Below are 20,069 nucleotides of genomic sequence, written 5' to 3'. Positions count from 1 at the left end.
TGAATGAAAGTACTATTTTTGATACAATTAAAATATCGAAAACGATTTTCGTCAATAGCAAGAAAAGACAGGAGGAGACGATTTTGAGACTAACTGGAAAAAAAGTAATCGCCCTGGTGGACGAGGAATTCGAGGATTTGGAGCTCTGGTACCCGATCTATCGGGTTCGTGAGGAAGGCGCCCTGGTGCAATTGGTCGGTTCGGAGAAAGGCAAAAAATACATCGGCAAATACGGCGTCCCGGCCGAGGCCGAGTTAGCGTTCGAGGAAATCCGTGCCAGCGACTATGACGGGATTCTCGTTCCCGGAGGCTGGGCTCCCGACAAGCTGCGCCGATACAGTAAAGTGCTGGACATTGTCCGCGAGCTTCATCAGGCAAAAAAACCGGTCGGACAGATCTGCCATGCCGGCTGGGTGTTGATCTCGGCTGGAATCCTGAAAGGAGTTACGGTTACTTCAACACCGGGAATCCGTGACGATATGGAGAATGCGGGAGCGATTTGGAAAGACGAGCCCGTTGTCGTCGACGGACATATTATTTCGGCGAGACGTCCACCCGATTTGCCGGAATACGGCAAGGCAATCGTCGATGCATTGATAGCAGCCGCCAATAAATAGATCTTAAGCAGATGAAAAGCCGAGGAGAGGTCGTCTCCTCGGCTTCTTTAAAACTTTACTTGCTGGTTTACCGCCCCAGCACCGGATCTTTCCCCAAGAAACCCGCCAGTTTCGCTTCGATCTCTTCGCTCGTGGACAACTGGTAGCAATGTTTGCCTTCCGCCTGCCCCTCTTTGAGCGTGCTGTTCAAGATGCGGTGTTTTACGCGAAGCAGTGCTTGCGGTGACATACTAAGGTTGTCTACCCCCAGGTGAAGCCAAATCGGAAGCGCCTTCTCATCACCCGCCAATTCCCCGCACACGCTGACCGGAATTCCGGCTTCCTTGGCCGCCGAAACGGTCTGACGCAGCAAGCGAAGCACCGCAGGATGGTAAGGATGATACATATGCGCGATTTTCTCGTTCATCCGGTCTACCGCGAGAATATACTGGACAAGATCGTTGGTGCCGATGCTGAAAAAGTCGGCTTCCCTTGCCAGCAGATCGGCAATCGCCGCAGCGGCCGGCACTTCGATCATGATACCCGCCTCGATATCGGAACGAAACGGGAGGCCGCGGGCGGTCAAATCCAGCTTCGCTTCCTCCAGCACCGCTTTGGCCCCCCGGAATTCCATCAGGGATGAAATCATCGGGAACAGGATTTTTACGTGGCCATGCGCACTCGCCCGCAATAAGGCGGTAAGCTGGGTTTTGAACAATTCCTTGCTATCCAGGCTGATACGAATGCCCCGATAACCGAGCACCGGATTCTCTTCCTCAGGCAGAGAAAAATACTCCAACTGCTTATCACCGCCGATATCCAGCGTCCGAATCACGACCGGATGGCCTCCCGCTTTTTCCGCCACCTGACGGTATACCTCGTATTGCTCCTCTTCGGTCGGAAAAGTAGGCCGGTCCATGTACAGGAACTCCGTACGGAACAAGCCTACCCCTTTCGCACCGAATTTTATCGCCTGTTCCAGATCCTTGACCGAGCTGATATTGCCGGCCAGCCGCAGCTTGTAACCGTCTTTAGTGACGGCCTCAACGGAAGCGAGCAACTGCAACTGTTCCTTTCTGCGTCGCTGTTTCTCCGCTATCTCGGTATACCTGTCAACGACATCCTGCGTTGGTTCAAGATAGACCACGCCCTCGTCCCCGTCGATAACGAGCAGATCTCCGGTCTGAAGCTGCTCGTCGAGCTTGTTCTCCAAGCCGGATACGAGCGGAATACCGATAGCCCGAGCCATAATGGCGGAGTGAGAAGTTTTTCCTCCAGCCATGGTAACCATGCCAAGTACATTCTCCGGGTTCAAATGAACCAGTTGGGAAGGCGACAGTTCCTTCGCCACCAAAATGTACGGTTGCGTATCTGCAGGCAGCGTAATTTCCGGAGTCCCAAGCAAATGCTTCAAAAGCCGGTTGCCCACATCTTTGATATCGAGCGCGCGCTCTTTCATATATTCATCATCCAGCAGATCAAACATGGTCACGAAGTGGTCGATCGCTTCTTTGACGGCTACCTCGGCCGCCTTATACTGACGTTCGATAATTCCCTGGATTTCACTCATAAACACAGGGTCTTCCAAAATGGCGAGATGCGCGTCAAAAATACTTGACTCGGCCACGCCAACCGTCTCCTTGATTTCATTCTTCATGAATTCGATCTCGGTTTTGGACGTGCGGATCCCCTCGTACAATCTCTCGAATTCCTTCGCGAGGTCCACTTTCTCCATCCGCCGATCCTGGACATCCCATTCCCAGGCGGGCAGCACAAACGCTTTGCCGATCGCTACGCCGGCAGCTGCGCCGATCCCCTGTATCATGTTTCGACCCCCTAATGTCCTACTTTTGTAAATATAGGATACCCTCTCTCTAATACTTTATGGTAAGCCCAGCTTTGCAAATTTGTCAAAGGAATTCGGAAGAACCTCATGATAAATTCATGCTTATGACCGCATTGAACCGTAGTTGCGCCAAAAATAAAAACCCAGCACCAATACATCCGGAGCCGGGTCTGCTTCTTAAAAATATTATCGCTTGCCGATCAGAATACTGTCTTCCACTTTGATGCAGCGGTCCATAATGACCGTCAGTCCGCCTTGGGAGGCGATCTCGTAAGCTTCGTCGCTTATGATACCAAGCTGCAGCCAGAGCACCCGGGCGCCGATTTCCACCGCCTCTCGAGCCACCTCCGGCGTATATTCGCTGCGGCGAAACACATTGACGATATCCACCGGCTCGGGGATGTCCTTCAGGGAGCCGTACACCTTCTCGCCTAGAATTTCACCGCTGACGGACGGGTTCACGGGGATAATCCGGTAGCCGTTATTTTGAAGCGCCTGAGACACCATGTATGAGGTGCGGTCGGTTTTATCGGACAAACCCACGACAGCAATATTGCCGGCTTTCAGCAAAATCTCTTTGATTTCTTCGCGGCTTGGATTTTGAAATGCCATATAAGATCACACCTTTCTTTACTTTTATTTTACCCACTCGACCGAAGCACCAAGCGCTGACAAGTGATCGAAATATTGCGGGTACGATTTGGCCACATGATGCGCGTCCTTGATCAGCAGCGGTTCTCTGCAGCGCAACCCGACGACCGTAAGCGCCATGATCACCCGGTGATCGAAATGCGCATTAATGGTTGCCCCGCCCTCAAGTCCGGAAGGACGACCGTGGACAATAATCTCCGATTGCCGTTCTTCTACCTGGGCGCCGGCCTTTTTCAACTCATTCAGGTAGTCCGTAATACGGTCGCATTCCTTATACCGCAGATTTTCCACGTTATAAAATCTCGAGGTCCCGTCGGCAAACACGGCCGCCGCCACCATAGCCAGCACCGCATCGGTCGCGGCGTCGCCGTCGAATTCCACCGGACGCAGCCGCCCGTTGCCGAGCACATGAACGGTGCCGCCTTCATGGCTAAGCGGAACGTCCATCATCTGCAGCACATCGACGATGGCGCGTTCTCCCTGTTTGCTCCGTTCCATCAAACGGTGAACCTTGACGTCGGATTTCGTAACGGCCGCTGCGGCCAATATGGCTGCAGAACCGGGGTAATCCCCCTGAACCGTGTAGTTCTTTGCCTGGTAGGCTTGACGCCCCGGAACCCGGAAGCTCATATAATCGCTGGCCGCCTCAATCGTGATCCCCGCCTGCTCAAGCACTTCCAGCGTTTGTCCGATGACCACTTTGGACTTCAGATCGCCCAGCACTTCAATTTCGCTGTCTTCTTCCAGCAGCGGTGTCAGGAATAATAATGCGCTTAGATACTGGGAGCTGACCTCGCCCGATACCTTGATTTTGCCGCCTTTCGGCTTACCGCCGCTGATCGTGATCGGCAACCGGCCGTCCTGATGTTCGATTTGCACGCCCATACTTTCCAGCGCCTCGATCAGGTCGCTGTGCGGACGTTTGCCGAGAGACTCCGGATACGTGTTCACAAAAGTCACTTTCGGACTAAGTGCGGCGATCGCCATCAAGAAACGCAGCACCGCCCCCGCATTGCCTACGTCGAGTTCTTTTACATCACGCGGATGATTGCCGAAGCCGGTGATGACGATCTTCTCGTCATCCTCCTCCAGTACGGCGCCGAGATCCCGGATGCAGCGGCGCATCGCGTCGCTGTCCTCGCTGTGCGCCGGATAGTATATAGTGCTGGTTCCTTCCGCTAAAGCGGCGACCAGCAGATAGCGGGTCGTATAGTTTTTGGAGGACAGCGCTCCGATTTCACCCTTTAGTTCCGCTGTGGGCCTGACGATCATATCCATATGTATACTCCCCTTTTGTATAATTGTTGATTAACCGCGGTAATGCATTAAAATCTCAGCAGACACTTCTTCAGCGCTTTTGCCGGATGTATCAACGGTTACATGCGCGAAATCATAAGCATCCTTCCGTTCTTCCAGCAGCGCCGTAATTCTTTCCTTGGCTCCGCCGGCAAGCAGCGGCCTGCCCTTATCCTCACCGACTCGGGATACGATTTCATCGGCCGAAGCGGCAAGCGCAACGACCCAGCCGCAATCCAGCATCTCCCGGCAATTATAATCCCTAAGCACGGCTCCGCCTCCGGTCGCCAGAATGGAACCCGGTTTCTTGAGCGATTCGCACAGAACTTCGGTCTCCAGATCGCGGAAATAGGTCTCGCCTTTTTCTTCAAACAGCTGCGGTATCGAACAGCCCGCCTTCTCTGCGATCAAAGCATCCAGATCAAGCAGCCTGTACCCCGTCTCTGCAGCTAGATAACCGCCAACCGTCGATTTACCGGTTCCCATCATCCCGATAAGTACGATAATGTCCCTTTTGCTTTGCAAATTCTCACCTACTTCGGCTTCTAACCCATGTTCGCAAATTAACTTTTTCATATCATAACACAGGCTGGTAACTTTGGCACTTCCACATGCAAAATATGGGGCGAGGCCGAGAATCACCGGATAGCCGGCAAGGAAAAAGCGCCGCGACAGACGGAAATTCCGCTGGCGTGGCGCCTCATTGCAATTGTTAGTGCATAATTTCAAATGCGGCTCTTAGAACCATTGGTGATGGAATACGCCTTCTTTGTCCACGCGTTTGAAGGTGTGGGCGCCGAAGTAGTCGCGCTGCGCCTGAAGGAGGTTGGCAGGCAAACGCTCCGTACGGTAGCTGTCATAATAGGACAGCGCGCTTGAGAAGCCAGGAACCGGAATTCCATTTTCAACAGCGGCCGATATGACTTTGCGCCATGCATCCTGATAGCTTTCCACGACATTTTTGAAGTAGGAATCCAACAGCAAGTTCTTAAGTGCAGGATCTCGGTCATAGGCATCTTTAATATTTTGCAGGAACTGCGAACGGATTATGCAACCGCCGCGGAAAATCATCGCGATGTTGCCGTATTTCAAATCCCAGCCGTATTCATCGGAAGCGGAACGCATTTGCGCGAAGCCCTGGGCATAAGAAACGATTTTGCTTGCGAACAGCGCTTTGCGTACGTTCTCGATAAATTCGGCTTTGTCGCCGCTGAATGATTTCTTTGCAGGGCCGCTCAAAATTTGGCTTGCCGCTACGCGTTCTTCCTTCATCGCGGACAAGAAACGGGAGAACACCGATTCCGTGATCATGGACAAAGGTACGCCGAGATCGAGAGCGCTTTGGCTTGTCCATTTGCCGGTGCCTTTTTGTCCGGCTGCGTCGAGAATGACGTCAACCATCGGTTTGCCGGTTTCTTCGTCATATTGCGAGAAGATATCGGCGGTAATTTCGATCAGATAGCTGTCCAGCTCGCCTTTGTTCCATTCGGTGAAAATTTCATGCAGTTCCTTGGCATCTACGCCAAGCACGTCTTTCAATAAATGGTAAGCTTCTCCGATCAACTGCATATCGCCATATTCGATGCCGTTGTGGACCATCTTGACATAGTGTCCAGCACCGTCCGGTCCGATATATGTACAGCAAGGATCACCGTTTACTTTAGCGGAAATCGAGGTCAAGATAGGCTCAACCAATTTGTAGGCACTCTCTTGTCCGCCCGGCATGATTGCAGGACCTTTGAGCGCACCTTCTTCGCCGCCCGATACTCCGGTGCCGATGAAGCGGAAGCCTTTGGCTTCGAGTTCTTTGCTGCGGCGCTGCGTATCAGGGAAGTAGGCGTTGCCTCCGTCGATGATGATATCGCCTTGATCCAGGTAAGGGAGCAGGCTTTCAATGGTCGCGTCGGTAGCAGAACCGGCTTGTACCATGATCAAAATTTTGCGGGGCGTTTCCAAGGATTGCACAAACTCCTCAACCGAGAACGTACCGACAAGGTTCTTGCCTTTGGCTTCGTTCTCCAGCAGGTCATGCGTTTTTTGCGGGGAACGGTTGAATACCGAAACGGTAAAGCCCCTGCTTTCGATATTGAGGGCCAGGTTTTTGCCCATAACGGCCAGGCCGATAACGCCAATCTGTTGTTTTGACATGGTCTCCATCCTTTGCAAACTATATTTTTATCAATAGTATCATTTTAACTCTTTTGAGCACAGAAGTGAACCCCTTTGACCCTCCATCCGCAAAACAACCCCCCATAAATCAGGGGGCGTGCAATGAATTAAATCATAGTTTGCGTTATTCAGAGGCCTACCATTCAAGCCGGATCAATTTAATACGGAGTTTGCGAAGCTTCTCCTTGCAGGCTTCTGCCAGTTCCTTGTCGCCCTTCTGCAGCGCCTCATAAAGCTCCTCCAGTTCCCGATCGAGCTCCTGCTGAAGACTTTCAAGCTGCTGCTCCGCCGACTGGGAGGCGTACAATTCGGCCATTTTTTCCGTATCGAGTATGGGGCCTTTCTGATAAATTACCCGGTGTTCCATCCCGTTGATTTCCACCAGCCGGATTACTTCGCCAAACAGGATATTTTCAATCAGGATCTGCCGGTCCTTGAAGCGTTTGACCACGGCGTGCCCGCGGAGGTCCCCGATCAGCTTCTCAAGCCATTCGGCCAATTTGGCATCCTTGATCACATAATCGCCTACCAGCTTGTATCCTTTGGCCAGACGCTGAAAACGAAGCTTTGTCAGTTTGCGGCCCGTGCGTACGGAAATAATGAAAACAGATTCGTTTTCGCTCCAATATAAAGAATACCCGTCTTGGATCAAATCGCGGATCAACTGCTGTATGTGCCGGCGGTCGAATCGGAGTTCCAGATTGCAGTATTCCACTTCATAGCTTTTATTCATGGCACTCCCTCCCTTTATTGTTCGAACCCGAACCGGGCTTAGCGCATCGCTTCGGCTAGGGCTTCACATCTCTCCCACTTGCGGCTTACCATATCTTATACTTCATACTATGTAACGGAACTTGGATTATTGATTATTTTTACCCGTTTCGGGCTGGTTCTGACGCAAAAGGGCGGTAATTCCGCTTCTTCGCAGCCTCTCCTGACGAATACCGATACTTCGCGAGCCAGCAAGCACAAATATGCTATACTTGGTTACTAAGACAAGTTGGCAATGAGCCCGTGATGGAGGTAAAAAAATGACGTTTAACGGTTTTTCCGAGCAGGATTTCGATTGTTTGACGGTCCCGGGACTGGAACCCCGGATGGAGGCAATTATCAGCCGGGTCAGACCCAAGCTTGAAGCGCTGGGCGGCTCGCTATCCCCTTATCTGTCCGCTTTGTGCGGCGAAGACATGTACCCTCATGTCGCCAAGCATGCCCGCCGCAAAGTAAATCCGCCGATCGACACCTGGATCGCCTGGGCCGGCAGCAAACGCGGATACAAAGCGCTTCCGCATTTTGAGGTAGGGATGTTTTCGACCCATCTGTTTATTATTTTCGCGGTCATTTATGAAAGTCCCAATAAAGCGGTGTTCGCCGATTACGTGCTGAAGCATACCGCCAAAATCAAAAAAGCCGTGCCCGGCGAGTTTTACTGGTCCATGGATCACATGGATCCGGGAGGCCGGTTGCATGGCGATGCCACTGCTCAGAATCTCAAAGCCATGGCCGAGAAACTAAAGAATGTCAAAAAAGCGGAAATCATGTGCGGTCTGCGGATCGACCGGGATCAGCCGATCCTGCGTGACGGAGAGCAATTAACGGCTAAAATAGAGGAAACTTTTTCCTCCTTGCTTCCTTTGTATAAAGCTTCTTATTGAGTACTTGCTGCTAGAGCGGGAAAGTAAGCCGAGGTGGTTTGCTTCCTGATGAATTAACTGGATTTTCTCCAGTTAATTTGCCGGAATTCAGCCGAACATCATAAATAACTGGAAAACCTCCATCTAAATTTCGGATGTTGCCTCCTCAAGGGCGATAATAGCGAAATTAACTGGAGGTTTTCCAGTTAATTGGGCCGGAAAGCTCATTTGGCGGGAATTAGCTGGAGGTTTTCCAGCTAATTGGTGGAGCTTGAACTGCAATCGATGCGCACTGAGCAGGGAGCAACCGGGAGCGGGGAGTGGTTAGAGAGTAGTGTGTCTGGTTCTGCTACAACTTATAAGTTAGTTAGATGTGGGCGGCCAGCGGCTAGGGGAGAGTGAGTAGGTGAGTGTTGGGTGGGTGTTGGGTGGGTGTTGGGTGGGTGTTGGGTGGGTGTTGGGTGGGTGTTGGGTGGGTGTTGGGTGAGTAAATGAGGTTGTGTAATGCGCGGAGAGTAACGATGCTTGTTCTTTTGTGCTTTTTGAGTAACGTTGTTTGTTCTTTTGTGCTTTTTGAGTAACGTTGTTTGTTCTTTTGTACTTTTTGAGTTACGTGCGTTATTCCTTTGTATTCTTTGAGTTATGTTATTTATTCCTTTGTACTCTTTGAGTTACGTTGTTTATTCCTCAGTGCTCTTTGAGTAGCGTGTTCAATCCGCAATATGGAGTGCGATGGCAGGCGGGATTTACAAGTTACGAGTGTTCGAGTTGAAGTGTGCAGAGCACAGTAAGTATCATGCGGTGAGCTCAGGATCCATAGCCGAATGCTCGAAAAAACAACCCGCTCTTACCGGGGAGAAACACCGGGGGGAGCGGGTTGTTTGCGTGAGATAAACAGATGGATGAAGAACAGCAGTGCCATCGAGATCGAACTGGCGAGGAATGGAGCCGGGGCTCCCAGCGCGTCCCACATTTTCCCGGAGACGATCGGTCCGACCACCATCCCCGAGCCCTGAATCGTCAGGAACAGCCCCCAGACGGTTCCCTTTTCTCCTTCAGGCAGCAGGTGGGAGATCATTGTATCCCAGGTAGGGAGGATAAACGCGTAACTGACGCCGATCAGCATGACAAGCAGCCAAACGACCGGCATCGGCCTCATAAAGGCAAACAGGCCGACGGATACGGCTGCCAGCGCAAAGCCGGTGTTCAAGAAACGTCTGGTCCCGTAACGGTCGACCAATTTGCCGATCGGAATCAGCCCGAGCACGGTAACCCCGCCGCCCGTGATGAGCATCAAACTGAAGGCTTCCGGCGACAAGCCCAGTTCGGAGCGGACAAACAGCGTGATGACCGGCGTCAGCAAGCCGACGGCAAAGGATTGCAGGAACAGGGCCGGGTAAAGTAGCGGACTCACCTTCAGATGGGTACGGATATTACGGTGCGTCTCCCTGATATTTTGCCAGATCCGGGCGAGACCGCCCCGCCATAGGCCGTCGGGCGCTCCTGCCGAAGCAGCAGGAGCGCCCGAAACCTTCATAGTTTCCGCAGCATCATCTTCCGGTCGATTCGTACGCCGCGGTAGGAACAGCGACACGAGGATTACCAGCCCCATACATCCCAAGAGCACCCAGAACACGAGCGTGTAGGAGACGCTAACCAGAAAATTGATGATAACCGGACCAAGGCCCGTACCGCCGAGGCTGGAGATCTGAATGACCCCCATCGCGGTTCCGAAATTTTTATTTTCCTCCGTTACCGCCGTAATCCCCATCAAGACGCAGGGCCAAAGCGGTGCCGTTCCGATGCCGAGCAAAGCGCAGCCCAGAACGATAAATCCCATTGTTTTCATAACAGTAATGATAAAGACGGCTCCAAACGTGATGCACAGTCCAATCGTCATCGTCAATCTGAATCCGATCCGTTCAATCAGCCATCCTGCGGGACTGCGGAACAGATTATCCCCTATGTACTGGCAGGAGAAGGACAGACCGATGGCAAATGCGCTCAATTTCAAAACATCACCCATATATACCGGCAGTATGGCGACGATCAGCGCTCCTTTTACAAACTCCACCAAAAACATAATGATCCACAGACTGACAAAGGTCGGGGTTAACAATTTCTTGTTTACAAGCTTTGCCGTCAACTCCATCAGACACTTCTCTCCTTTCCCCTATTCCTCTCTTTGTGTGCTTTCTCCTAGTATTTCCAGTTTGGTCCGCAACTTAACCTCTCGCGGCAATTCGACGGTTTCGTCCAAACTCTTGCTTGCATTCCGGGCCCATTTTGCTATACTCAACTTTGTTGAAAATTTACATTACGAAAGGCAGGGACGGCCCTATGGATCATCAGCAGACGCCGCTCTTTACCGCACTCAAGCAGCACGCGGCCGGCAATCCCGTTCAATTTCACATTCCCGGGCATAAAAAGGGGCTCGGAACCGATAAAGAATTTCGCGAGTTTATTGGCGATAACGCCTTATCCATCGACTTGATCAACATCGCTCCGCTGGACGATCTCCATCAGCCTACCGGCGTGATCGAGGATGCCCAGAAGCTGGCCGCCGACGCATTCGGCGCCGATCACACTTTTTTCTCCGTACAAGGAACAAGCGGAGCCATTATGACAATGGTACTCTCCATTTGTTCTCCCGGTGATAAAATTATCGTTCCAAGAAATATTCATAAATCGGTTATGTCGGCGATCATTTTCGCCGGCGCAAAGCCGGTGTTCGTTTCTCCCGCGCAGGACGAAAGTCTGGGGATCGACCACGGCATTACGACATCGTCGGTCCGCCGCGCACTCCAGCGCCACCCGGATGCCAAGGCCGTACTTGTCATTAACCCGACCTATTTCGGTGTATGCGCCCACCTGAAGGAGATCGTGGATTTGGCCCATAGCTTCAATGTGCCCGTTCTCGTGGACGAAGCCCACGGCGTGCATATCCAGTTCCACGAAGAGCTTCCGATGTCGGCCATGCAGGCCGGCGCCGATATGGCGGCAACCAGCGTGCACAAGCTGGGCGGTTCCATGACGCAGAGTTCGGTGTTGAACCTGAACGTCAAAAACGGCTTTGTCAACCCACAACGCGTACAGACGATTATCAGCATGCTGACGACGACTTCGACGTCTTATTTGCTGCTGGCCTCGCTCGACACTGCCCGCAGAAATCTGGCCCTGAACGGCCGGGAAATGGTACAGCAAGCGCTCGACATGGCTCATTATCTGCGCGCCGAAATCAATAAAATCGAGGGCTTGTACAGCTTTGGCCGAGAAATTCTGGGCGGCGAAGCCACTTACGATCTGGACCCGACCAAAGTGACGATTCATGTGCGTCATCTGGGCATCACCGGATACGAAACGGAGAACTGGCTGCGCGAGCATTACAATGTCGAAGTCGAGCTCAGCGACATGTACAACATTCTTTGTATCATTACCCCCGGGGACACAATGGAATCGGTGGATACCTTACTGACCGCGCTACGGCAGTTGGCGGAGACCTACTACAAAGAGAACAATGCGAATGAGCTGATTGTAAAAATTCCGGAAATTCCGCAATTGTCGCTGATTCCGAGAGATGCCTTCTATACGGATACGGAAGTCATCCCGTTCAAGGAGTCGGCAGGTCGCATTATCGCGGAGTTCATATATGTTTACCCGCCGGGAATTCCAATCCTGCTGCCGGGCGAGGTCATTTCCCAAAGCAATATCGACTATATCGTCGACCATGTAGAAGTCGGCCTCCCCGTGAAAGGCCCGGAAGACCGTTATATCAATCAGGTTAAAGTGATCGTGGAAGCCGATCCGATTTTCTAAAAGAACATGCAAAAAGGGTGATCCCAAGCTGAACGCTTAGGACCACCCTGTTTTTTATCGGATCGGGTTATTAATCTTCTTGCTGGGATACGAGCTCTTTATAAGCTTCCTCCACTTGACGCCATTCGTTTTCGTCTTCGATATTGTAAAGCACCATTTCTTCGTTCTCTTCTTCCATACGAAGGATGATGCCGTCCGCTTCCGGGTTGTTCCGCTCTAACAGTAGCGCATATACTTTTTCGCCTACATCGAACGTTTCGACAAGAACCATTTCTACGTCATTGCCTTGTTCGTCCGTCAGCGTCAATACGAACTCTTCATGCTCGTGGTCATGATCATGGTCGTGTCCGCAGCCGCAAGCCTCACCGTGTTCGTGATTATGGTCGCTCATTAAAATACCTCGCTTTGATTATTTTGATGTGTTAAAACCTGTTGGTTCCCTCGTATCGTATCATTTTACCAAGGACAGGTCAATTTTGGAAAACCTGCGGTTCTCCATGGTTACTTCACGACATTGACGCTCTTCTCTGAGACCAGCGTATAATCGCCTACGACAGGCTTCATATAGAAACCGATGATATATTTTCCTTCGGCTTTGAAGTCATACGAATAATCTTTCGTACGGTACCAGAAATTATCCGTCTGTTCCTTAATCTCCTCGGACTGAATCACTTTGGAGTCGCCATCGGGCGCCGTGATGGAAATTCGAACTGCGGAGATGTCCGTCCGCAATTCGTCGATTTGGGCGAAAACATTGAATTTCAGCTTACCGGTTTTCTTGATAATACCAATCACCGCCGACTCCTCCGTAAACAGAAACATGTGAACATTCGGTTTATAATAATTGACCGTTTTAGTTGCGTCGTTATATTCGACTAAGCCTTCCAGTTCGCGGACCGGGACGTAAGTTTTTCCTTCGATCGTATAGCCCCCGTCTTGTATCTCTTGTCCGTTCAGGAGCAACTTCACCTTTTGGGTCGCCGAATCGGCAAATAACAAGGAGCCTCCCATCAGGGAGAAAGCAACGACCATTATAGCAACTCTTCTCCATCTCATCCAGAATAACCCTCCATTAAATTCATGTTGATATAAATTTATACTCCGCGGCTGGACCCAAGTTGCGGTCTTTGGCTGAAAGAATCCACTTTTTTTGGTGGAACCGCTCTTTCGTTCGGATTCGAAATCGTGTACATTAAGGGGAACATCCAAAATACAAGGAGGGGTCATATGACACTGCGACTTCAAATGTTGGGCACGGGCGGCGCCTTCGCCAAAAAATATTTCAACAACAACGGATTTGTATATGCCGACGACTTCAGCCTGCTTATCGACTGCGGTATAACGGCCCCGCTTTCGCTGCATCAAATGGGTAAACCGCTGGACGAAATCGACGCTATTCTGATAACGCATATTCATGGGGATCATGTCGGCGGATTGGAGGAACTTGTCTTCCGGATGAAGTATGGATCGGGGCGTAAACCGGTTCTTTATATCGCCGAAGCATTAGTCACCCCGCTATGGGAAAATACGCTGAAAGGCGGACTCGGCCAGGACGGCATCGCTTCGCTAGGGGACGCTTTTGAAGTACGGGTACTAAAGGAAGGAACCCCATGCGGGTTATCCCCAAACTTGAGCATAGAGATCATACGGACACCGCATATCCCTGGCAAAGCCAGCTACTCTCTTTATATCAACAATGAAATCTTCTACAGCGCGGATAAAGTGTTCCAGCCTGATTTGCTGCTTCACCTCGTGGAAGAAAGAAACTGCCGGAAAATTCTGCATGAAGTCCAGCTAACCGGACCCGGCGAAGTACACACGACACTGGATGAACTGTTGTCCCTCCCGCCGGAGATCCGCAATAAAATACTCCTGATGCATTACGGGGATGAAATGGAGAGTTATATCGGCCGTACGGCGGAGATGGAGTTTCTTCTCCAGCATGAGATTTATACGTTATAATGAAACAGCCCTCCGGATAAATTCATCGGAGGGCTGTTTTGACATCTTTTCGCGTTCAAATTATTCTAATCAAAACGGGGCAGAGCGTCCAGGTTGTTGCTCGGATCACCGTCGGCATCTCCCCGGATGTACATCTCCCCGTCTCTACCCTTAAACAGATTCACTCCGGCGATCGCTCCGGCCTGAACTTCCTGTTTTGCCTGAACGTAGTCCAATATACGGCCGCTGGATGTTTTAAAAGCAGCTAAATCGCCGTCGCCGTTTTTCTGTACCGCAATAAACCGTTCCCGCGCATCGAGTGCCATGCTTTCATCACATCTCCTCTGCTTGATTTCCCTAAGGAAAGGGATAGATGTAGCATGTCCCCTTTTGGCGGAGTCTATAATCTAGGATTTGAGCGCTTTGACCATTCGGACATGAGGAATCCCGGCGTCGTCAAACGGCTCCGTGGTGATCGTTTCATAGCCCAGTTTCCGATAAAATCCTTCGGCCTGACATTGTGCGTCCAGCACCGATTGAGTCAGTCCCAGTTCCCGGCCGAGTTCCTCCAGCGCGATCAGCAGTATTTTTCCCATTCCTAGCGAACGAAAGTTTTTGCGTACGGCGATCCGCTGCATTTTGGCTGCGTTATCTTTATAGTAGGTCAGTCTTCCTGTAGCCGCAAATGCCCCGTCTATCTCTACGAGAACATGGTTCACTTCAGGTCCAATCCGGTCGAACTCGTCGATTTCCAAATCAAGCGGAACATTCTGCTCCTCCACAAAAACTTCTTTGCGAATATTCAAGCATTGTTCCAATTGCTCTTCCGTTTTCACATGTATGATGACAGCAGCCATCTCTCTTCGCCCCCCATGCTGGTTCTCTATTCTATGTCAAACAAATGAACTGCATTATTATACAAAAAAAAGACATTCATGTATAGTTGAGTCAAGATCGAGTGCCATCCAACTATCGAAAGGAGTTTCACCTATGGTTATGGGCATCACCATCGCGGCGGCCGTGCTGATTGCCGTTCTTTTGATCGCCTCCATGTTCTATGTCACGAAAAAAGGTTATTCCCGGAAATGGGATGAAGACTAAAAGCCAACAACCGGTGATTTGAACCGCCGTCAAGGATGCGTCAAAGTTTCCTTCGAATACACATCATCCCGTACGGCCGGCGAATATACCCCATCCGATACGGACGGACCGAAAAACCACCAAGGCGAGGACGCCTGTCTGCGCAATGTGGTTTCATCAGCCTTTAGGCCGCATCCTACGGTAAAAGAAAGTGCACTGATGCCTATGATCAGGCAAAGCAACCGATACAGTATTTTGTAGCGTGCTTTAGACGATGCCTCCTTCCTGCTGTCGATAATCACGGCGTGAACTCCTCCTTAACTTATGTCTTGCATCATGACTTCCAGTGTTGCCAGGAATGCCTTTCCTATACGCTAACGATCGAACGGGAAGTATTTTAGGAGACTATCGCAAAAAGACTTGTACTCCTGCTTTAGGCAAGGATACAAGTCTTTCTCTACTTAATAGGGAACTTCTCAGTCGAAGCGCTCCGTCTTATACCATTTTGTTTTTCTGCGAAATATTTTATCCATAATCAAAGAGTAAAACGCCCGAACGGAAATAACGAGAAACAGTTGGGAATACGTAAAATAAGAGACTACGGAAACAATGAAATTGCGGACGTTGCTCTGTCCGATATCGGCCGCCAGGGCCAGATTGATCTGCAGGACATAAATATAGTACATCAATGCCCAAGCGATCATTAAATAGACGAAAATATCGCCACCGAAAATAAAAGGGGATACGATCGACGGAACAAACAAAGCTATGATCTGATAAACGATATTCGTTATGAAAATAATGTCCGAGATAATAATGGCGACCATGAACCAAAAATAACTGGCCGCATAATACAGGACATGCAGTTTGATCCGCCAACTTGACCTCCTGAACAGATGATGGATGTTGTCGATAATAACATGGTAATTTCCCTTAGACCACCGCTCCCGCTGCCTCATATATACGCTAAGCCTCTCAGGCTCCTGCTGATAAGCCTCCGCCTGCGGCGCCAAGGCAATAAGCTGGCCTCGCGTCAAAATCTCGAAAGAAATCGCGGTGTCCTCCGTAATTGCCTCCTCGTCCCAGCCTCCAATCTCCTGGATCAACGCCGACTTGACGATAAAGTTCGTCCCCGGGATGGTGCCAATCTTGAACAATTCCCATAATCCCGTATGATGTACCCGCTGTACGGTCACAAGCTCCAGGTTAATGCATTGGGTCAGGAAATTCTGGCTGCGGTTTCTCGCTTTGTTCCGTCCAAAGACGGCACCGAACAGCTCGGGTTCCTCCATCGCTTTCTGCACAAGGAAGGCAAGCGCGTTGCGCTCCGGTGCGGCATCCGCATCATAAACGCAGAGCCACTCTCCGGTGGCCAGCTTGCGCGCATCATTCAAAGCCCCGGACTTGCCGCCCTTCCCTGTCCGTTCAAGAATTATAAAGTCCCGATCGCGGTAAGCATCCTTGTTCTTTAAAGCCTTCAAATTCTCGGCCGTGCGGTCCGTGCAGTTGTCGGCGATGATGATGACCTGTACTTTCCTGGCCGGATAATTGAGCTGCAAGATATGCTCCACCGTTGAAGCTATAACGATCTCTTCATTATGGGCCGGGACCAGAACGCTGACGGTCGGATAATGTTCCATATTTGCCGGGATGGTCAAAGGGGAACGATTCTGCCTAAATATGAATTTGATCGCACCCGCCATAATTACGATGGCTTCCAGTACGGCAATCCAGATACTGATCACGGAGAAGATCAAGAAGAAGTCAGACATGAGGCTTCCCCCGATCGTACTTCTGAATCACCCTGGCACGAAAGACCAGCGTAAATATCGTTAATATGATCACAGCAAGGGTGAATAACGAAGAGACGATAATGCAAAGGATGATGAACCATCGATAGTCAATCATGCTGACACTTCCTTTCTGCCGCTTCCAGCTCACTAAATATATTCCGCAATAAGGTCGGTCTCCGTACCTCTTTCAAGGGCGTTAATGACATCATCGGTTTGCAAAAAGAAATCGGCCCGTTCCAGTTGAAACCCAAGTGTAGCCGAGCGCACGACGAGTTTCAGAGGTTGTCCCTTTTTATCTTCAAATTTGAGATTCATCATCGCGTTCTTCACCCGTTCCGTCACTACAGGAAAAAAGCTGCGGTCCGTCAACGGACAGAGGATGATGAAGCGCCCCATGTCGATCGAAAACTTGGAATCTTCCAGCCGGATTTGCTGTTGGATGGTAGTGGAGATTTCAAGCAGAAATCTGGAGTAGCGTTCAGGACCAAGCGATTCTAACACGAGCGGCAAAAACTCGATTTTAAAGATCGCCAGGGAGAAATCATATTGCTCCGGATACCTTTTGGCCAAATTGGTTTGCTTGGACAACATATCCGCAAAGGCTTCTTTGTTCCCGAGCCCGGTATCCAGATCTATCGTCGGATTTTTGTCGTTCAAATCTTTCAATCGAACCATCATGTTTTTCGTTCGGATAAGTCCGTTGTTCAAGAAAGACGCCACCATCACATTAGCGGGGATAAATAAAAGCCAGGACACTTCAAGCAGGTCGCTGCGCCCATGGGTAGTAAGCCATACCAGGTACGTAACCAGGAAAATAAATACAAGCACGACCGAGTAACCGACCGGCAGAAGCAGCCCTGCGGCGACCGCAGCAAGAGCCCCCACACTTGCGATCATTTCCCAAACAGAAAAATGCTGATCCATAAACAGATTCGAATACACCGCCAATTGTTCTAACAGTAAAATGGCCATCAGGCTGAGGAAGCCGATATCGATGCTGCGCAGTTTCTTTTTATGATCCAATGTGTACCTCCCTACCACTCAAACGAACCCGCTGTTGTAGTGTAGTTTGTTTGGAAGACTGTTTTCTATTAAATTAAACTACTATTTAATATCTGATGCATTTCTAAGATAGCAGATTTCAGCCAAAAGAGGCACTAAATTATCGAACAGGTGCGAATTCCGGTCAAACACATAACCGCCTTCAAAATTGGGGTCATTGTCCCGCATAGCGATCATGTATGGGTAGAGCTGCTCCGCCCAAGTTCTATCCTTGGTCTCGTAAGCCAGCAATATGGCCAACCCGTATACGGCCGGAGATTCGTATTTCACCGACGGCTCCCTGGTTTCCCGGTCATAGCGCCCTGGGAGCATGTTGCGCGCGGTCAGTTCCTGCTTAAGAAATCCGGTAAGCGGCTCCACGGACTCCCCCAACTCCGCCCGGTGAATCGCCACGATCAATTGATCGATCAAATTGATCTCCTGATCGTACCGGTACTTGCGGGAAGTGACTTGAAACGTTTTCGGAAAGAACGCTCCGTCATTGGGCATGTTGAGCAGCAAATCCGTATGCTTCTCCAGCAAATTCCTGTCGACGAGCCCGTGCCGCTGCATCGCCTGCAAGGCTGCCGTGTCCACGTAAGCCAAGCTTAACGCATCGGCCGAAGACTCATGCTTGAAGTCATGGTAATCGACAAAATAACCATCTACGGTGACCGAGGAGCGCAGCGTTTGCGTTAATTTTTCGGCCGTATCCAGAACCTCTTTCTCTTGCCAAAGATCATAGGCGTCCAGAAGCGCACCGATGACCCTGAAATCATCGCCAAGCGCATTGGTGTTCACCTCGGTTTTCCCGTCAGGCCGGAGCTTCCAGTAAACGTAATTTTGGGGCGAAACAAACAGTTCCTGCAGCAGCTCTAAACTCCCGTCAAAGCGCTGTTTGTCCTTATTTAGTACCGCTGTCTGCATCCAGAAGCCCAATGATTCCGATAAAGCCTCGCGTCCGGCGACGATATCCGGATTGTCCGATTTGAAATCCTGCAGGTATGAGGCTAGCGTTCCGTTGGGATTGGTCATATGCTTCTCGACAAAAGCGATGGTGGACGAAGGGGTCTTTTTTTCGGTTTTCTTGATAAATAGGAAAGCTGTTATAGCCAGAACTAACGCCAGAATGATGATCAAGAAAAGAGCGTTTTTTCTTTGTCCGACAATAAACGGTTTTGATTTCACGTGTTCCCTCCTCGCTTGTAGATTTCTTGCATCCTGTGGGAAACACTCCGTCTATTCAGTTCCTTGATCTTTTGCGAGCTTTTTGTCGATTTCCTTCAAATCTATTAGGCTTTCCGAGCCAAACCAGTCACTCAATTTGGATTTCGCCTTATCCCTGATATCATCGTTGATATAAACGGCCACTACGCCCAAGGCAGCCAACAACGACCCCAAATCATCAGTGTAACCTGCCACGGGCATGATGTCGGGCACTGCGTCAATTGGGCTGATAAAGTAAGCTAAAGCACCGATGATCACGGTTTTGGTCCAAGCGGGAACCTTTTCGTCCTTAAGACAATAAAAAAGCAAAAGTGCAACATAAACGACTTTGGATCCGGCCTTCTTTCCGAACTTCTTGATCTTCTTCCAAAAGGATTCTTCCGAATACTTTTCGTTCAACTTTGTATCTGCATCCATTGTATACACTCCTCGAAAACACTTGTAACGTTAAAAAATAATAAGTCTTGCAAAGATAGTACCAATAAATGTAGGGGGACCGCAACAAACAAGCGAAGAACATAAAAACGTAATGACCTGTGATGGCAGCTTCTCCTAATATTAGTACAAGAGGACTATTTGGGAGGGCATTCATTTCGAAGGTGATCATATACCTGATCATTTTTATTATCAGGATTTCCATCCCTATGGTAGATGAAAATATTGGATTAGCAGGTATGTTAGCGGTTGTAATTGCTATCGCAGCGATGTTAATTATTCGAAAACCTACATACAAAGTGGAACGAGTTGAACTTAGCGAAGAATTAAAGGGATTGGGAGTTATTGCGAGTAGCACTTCACACCATTTTCAAGTATTGCTGCTGGTTAAAAAAGAATCTATGTAACGTTCACTTTACTATGATTTGTTAATCATTGAAGGCGTCGAAACTACCTTTGAATTGAAATTGAATAAAATAAGAGCCGCAGAAGTTAAGACAGATGTTGAAATTGCGAATATCGTCCATAGTAGTGCAACGAGGGA

The 20,069-nt window shown here is 50.0% G+C and carries 22 protein-coding genes; 5 read left to right on the top strand and 17 right to left on the bottom strand.

Translation table 11 applies throughout. The features are described 5' to 3' along the window. The first annotated feature begins 80 nt into the window (after positions 1-80). Positions 81-617, top strand: a complete 537-nt coding sequence (locus DFP94_RS03025; RefSeq protein ID WP_114494945.1) for a type 1 glutamine amidotransferase domain-containing protein — start codon at positions 81-83, stop codon at positions 615-617. 67 nt (positions 618-684) lie between these two features. On the opposite strand, the gene ptsP is transcribed toward DFP94_RS03025, so the two are convergent. The 6 genes from ptsP to DFP94_RS02995 all read right to left on the bottom strand — a co-directional run bounded on the left by ptsP (position 685) and on the right by DFP94_RS02995 (position 7,291). Continuing rightward, on the bottom strand, positions 685-2,421 hold the full coding sequence (ptsP, locus tag DFP94_RS03020) for a phosphoenolpyruvate--protein phosphotransferase (protein ID WP_114494944.1): 1,737 nt from the start codon (positions 2,419-2,421) through the stop codon (positions 685-687). A 207-nt stretch (positions 2,422-2,628) separates the two neighbouring features. Then, positions 2,629-3,054, bottom strand: coding sequence for a CoA-binding protein (locus DFP94_RS03015; RefSeq protein ID WP_114494943.1), 426 nt, complete (start codon positions 3,052-3,054; stop codon positions 2,629-2,631). Positions 3,055-3,078: 24 nt separating this feature from the next. Continuing rightward, a complete protein-coding gene (gene aroA, locus DFP94_RS03010) occupies positions 3,079-4,371 on the bottom strand; it encodes a 3-phosphoshikimate 1-carboxyvinyltransferase (RefSeq protein WP_114494942.1) in 1,293 nt (430 codons plus the stop codon). A gap of 30 nt (positions 4,372-4,401) precedes the next feature. Next, positions 4,402-4,878: a shikimate kinase gene (locus DFP94_RS03005; protein ID WP_245954575.1), complete on the bottom strand. Its 477-nt coding sequence runs from the start codon at positions 4,876-4,878 to the stop codon at positions 4,402-4,404. Between the two features lie 249 nt (positions 4,879-5,127). Beyond that, positions 5,128-6,537 carry an NADP-dependent phosphogluconate dehydrogenase gene (gndA, locus tag DFP94_RS03000; protein WP_114494940.1) on the bottom strand — a complete coding sequence of 470 codons (1,410 nt, stop codon included), beginning with the start codon at positions 6,535-6,537 and terminating at the stop codon, positions 5,128-5,130. Positions 6,538-6,694: 157 nt separating this feature from the next. Next, positions 6,695-7,291, bottom strand: a complete 597-nt coding sequence (locus tag DFP94_RS02995; protein WP_114494939.1) for a hypothetical protein — start codon at positions 7,289-7,291, stop codon at positions 6,695-6,697. A gap of 298 nt (positions 7,292-7,589) precedes the next feature. On the opposite strand from DFP94_RS02995, the gene DFP94_RS02990 reads away from it, so the two are divergent. Further along, positions 7,590-8,213 (top strand): YktB family protein, encoded by a 624-nt coding sequence (locus DFP94_RS02990; RefSeq protein WP_114494938.1) that lies wholly within the window; start codon positions 7,590-7,592, stop codon positions 8,211-8,213. Between the two features lie 826 nt (positions 8,214-9,039). Here DFP94_RS02990 and DFP94_RS02985 read toward each other — a convergent pair. Beyond that, the gene (locus tag DFP94_RS02985; protein WP_114494937.1) at positions 9,040-10,344 is read right to left on the bottom strand and encodes an MFS transporter; all 1,305 of its coding nucleotides are present in this window, start codon (positions 10,342-10,344) and stop codon (positions 9,040-9,042) included. A 188-nt stretch (positions 10,345-10,532) separates the two neighbouring features. On the opposite strand from DFP94_RS02985, the gene DFP94_RS02980 reads away from it, so the two are divergent. Continuing rightward, positions 10,533-12,008: an aminotransferase class I/II-fold pyridoxal phosphate-dependent enzyme gene (locus tag DFP94_RS02980; RefSeq protein ID WP_114494936.1), complete on the top strand. Its 1,476-nt coding sequence runs from the start codon at positions 10,533-10,535 to the stop codon at positions 12,006-12,008. Positions 12,009-12,078: 70 nt separating this feature from the next. On the opposite strand, the gene DFP94_RS02975 is transcribed toward DFP94_RS02980, so the two are convergent. After that, positions 12,079-12,399, bottom strand: a complete 321-nt coding sequence (locus DFP94_RS02975; protein WP_114494935.1) for a DUF1292 domain-containing protein — start codon at positions 12,397-12,399, stop codon at positions 12,079-12,081. A 110-nt stretch (positions 12,400-12,509) separates the two neighbouring features. Then, entirely contained in the window at positions 12,510-13,064 is a 555-nt protein-coding gene (locus tag DFP94_RS02970) for a stalk domain-containing protein (protein ID WP_114494934.1), read from the bottom strand. 171 nt (positions 13,065-13,235) lie between these two features. Between DFP94_RS02970 and DFP94_RS02965 the strand changes: the two genes are divergently transcribed. Next, complete coding sequence (locus DFP94_RS02965; protein ID WP_114494933.1) at positions 13,236-13,970, top strand: MBL fold metallo-hydrolase; 735 nt, start codon at positions 13,236-13,238, stop codon at positions 13,968-13,970. A gap of 65 nt (positions 13,971-14,035) precedes the next feature. Here the strand turns inward: DFP94_RS02965 and DFP94_RS02960 are convergent, their stop codons facing one another. From DFP94_RS02960 to DFP94_RS02930, 8 genes are all read right to left on the bottom strand, one after another. After that, positions 14,036-14,275: a DUF3892 domain-containing protein gene (locus DFP94_RS02960; protein ID WP_114494932.1), complete on the bottom strand. Its 240-nt coding sequence runs from the start codon at positions 14,273-14,275 to the stop codon at positions 14,036-14,038. A gap of 81 nt (positions 14,276-14,356) precedes the next feature. Further along, positions 14,357-14,806 (bottom strand): GNAT family N-acetyltransferase, encoded by a 450-nt coding sequence (locus tag DFP94_RS02955; RefSeq protein ID WP_114494931.1) that lies wholly within the window; start codon positions 14,804-14,806, stop codon positions 14,357-14,359. Between the two features lie 273 nt (positions 14,807-15,079). Further along, the gene (locus DFP94_RS02950) at positions 15,080-15,331 is read right to left on the bottom strand and encodes a hypothetical protein (protein WP_114494930.1); all 252 of its coding nucleotides are present in this window, start codon (positions 15,329-15,331) and stop codon (positions 15,080-15,082) included. 174 nt (positions 15,332-15,505) lie between these two features. Continuing rightward, positions 15,506-16,801: a glycosyltransferase family 2 protein gene (locus DFP94_RS02945; protein WP_114494929.1), complete on the bottom strand. Its 1,296-nt coding sequence runs from the start codon at positions 16,799-16,801 to the stop codon at positions 15,506-15,508. Then, positions 16,794-16,937, bottom strand: a complete 144-nt coding sequence (locus tag DFP94_RS25390) for a hypothetical protein (protein WP_181873013.1) — start codon at positions 16,935-16,937, stop codon at positions 16,794-16,796. Before DFP94_RS25390 ends, DFP94_RS02945 begins: the two co-directional genes overlap by 8 nt. A gap of 32 nt (positions 16,938-16,969) precedes the next feature. Beyond that, positions 16,970-17,845, bottom strand: coding sequence for a diguanylate cyclase domain-containing protein (locus DFP94_RS02940; RefSeq protein WP_245954443.1), 876 nt, complete (start codon positions 17,843-17,845; stop codon positions 16,970-16,972). An 81-nt stretch (positions 17,846-17,926) separates the two neighbouring features. After that, positions 17,927-19,051: a glycosyl hydrolase gene (locus tag DFP94_RS02935; protein ID WP_245954438.1), complete on the bottom strand. Its 1,125-nt coding sequence runs from the start codon at positions 19,049-19,051 to the stop codon at positions 17,927-17,929. A 51-nt stretch (positions 19,052-19,102) separates the two neighbouring features. Then, positions 19,103-19,489: a YkvA family protein gene (locus DFP94_RS02930; RefSeq protein WP_114495753.1), complete on the bottom strand. Its 387-nt coding sequence runs from the start codon at positions 19,487-19,489 to the stop codon at positions 19,103-19,105. A 245-nt stretch (positions 19,490-19,734) separates the two neighbouring features. Here DFP94_RS02930 and DFP94_RS02925 point away from each other — a divergent pair, with 245 nt between their 5' ends. Beyond that, positions 19,735-19,932: a hypothetical protein gene (locus DFP94_RS02925; protein WP_147273834.1), complete on the top strand. Its 198-nt coding sequence runs from the start codon at positions 19,735-19,737 to the stop codon at positions 19,930-19,932. Positions 19,933-20,069: the final 137 nt, after the last annotated feature.

This window comes from Fontibacillus phaseoli, assembly GCF_003337355.1.
Lineage (GTDB): Bacteria > Bacillota > Bacilli > Paenibacillales > Paenibacillaceae > Fontibacillus > Fontibacillus phaseoli.
This window is presented reverse-complemented; position numbering and strand designations above follow the sequence as displayed.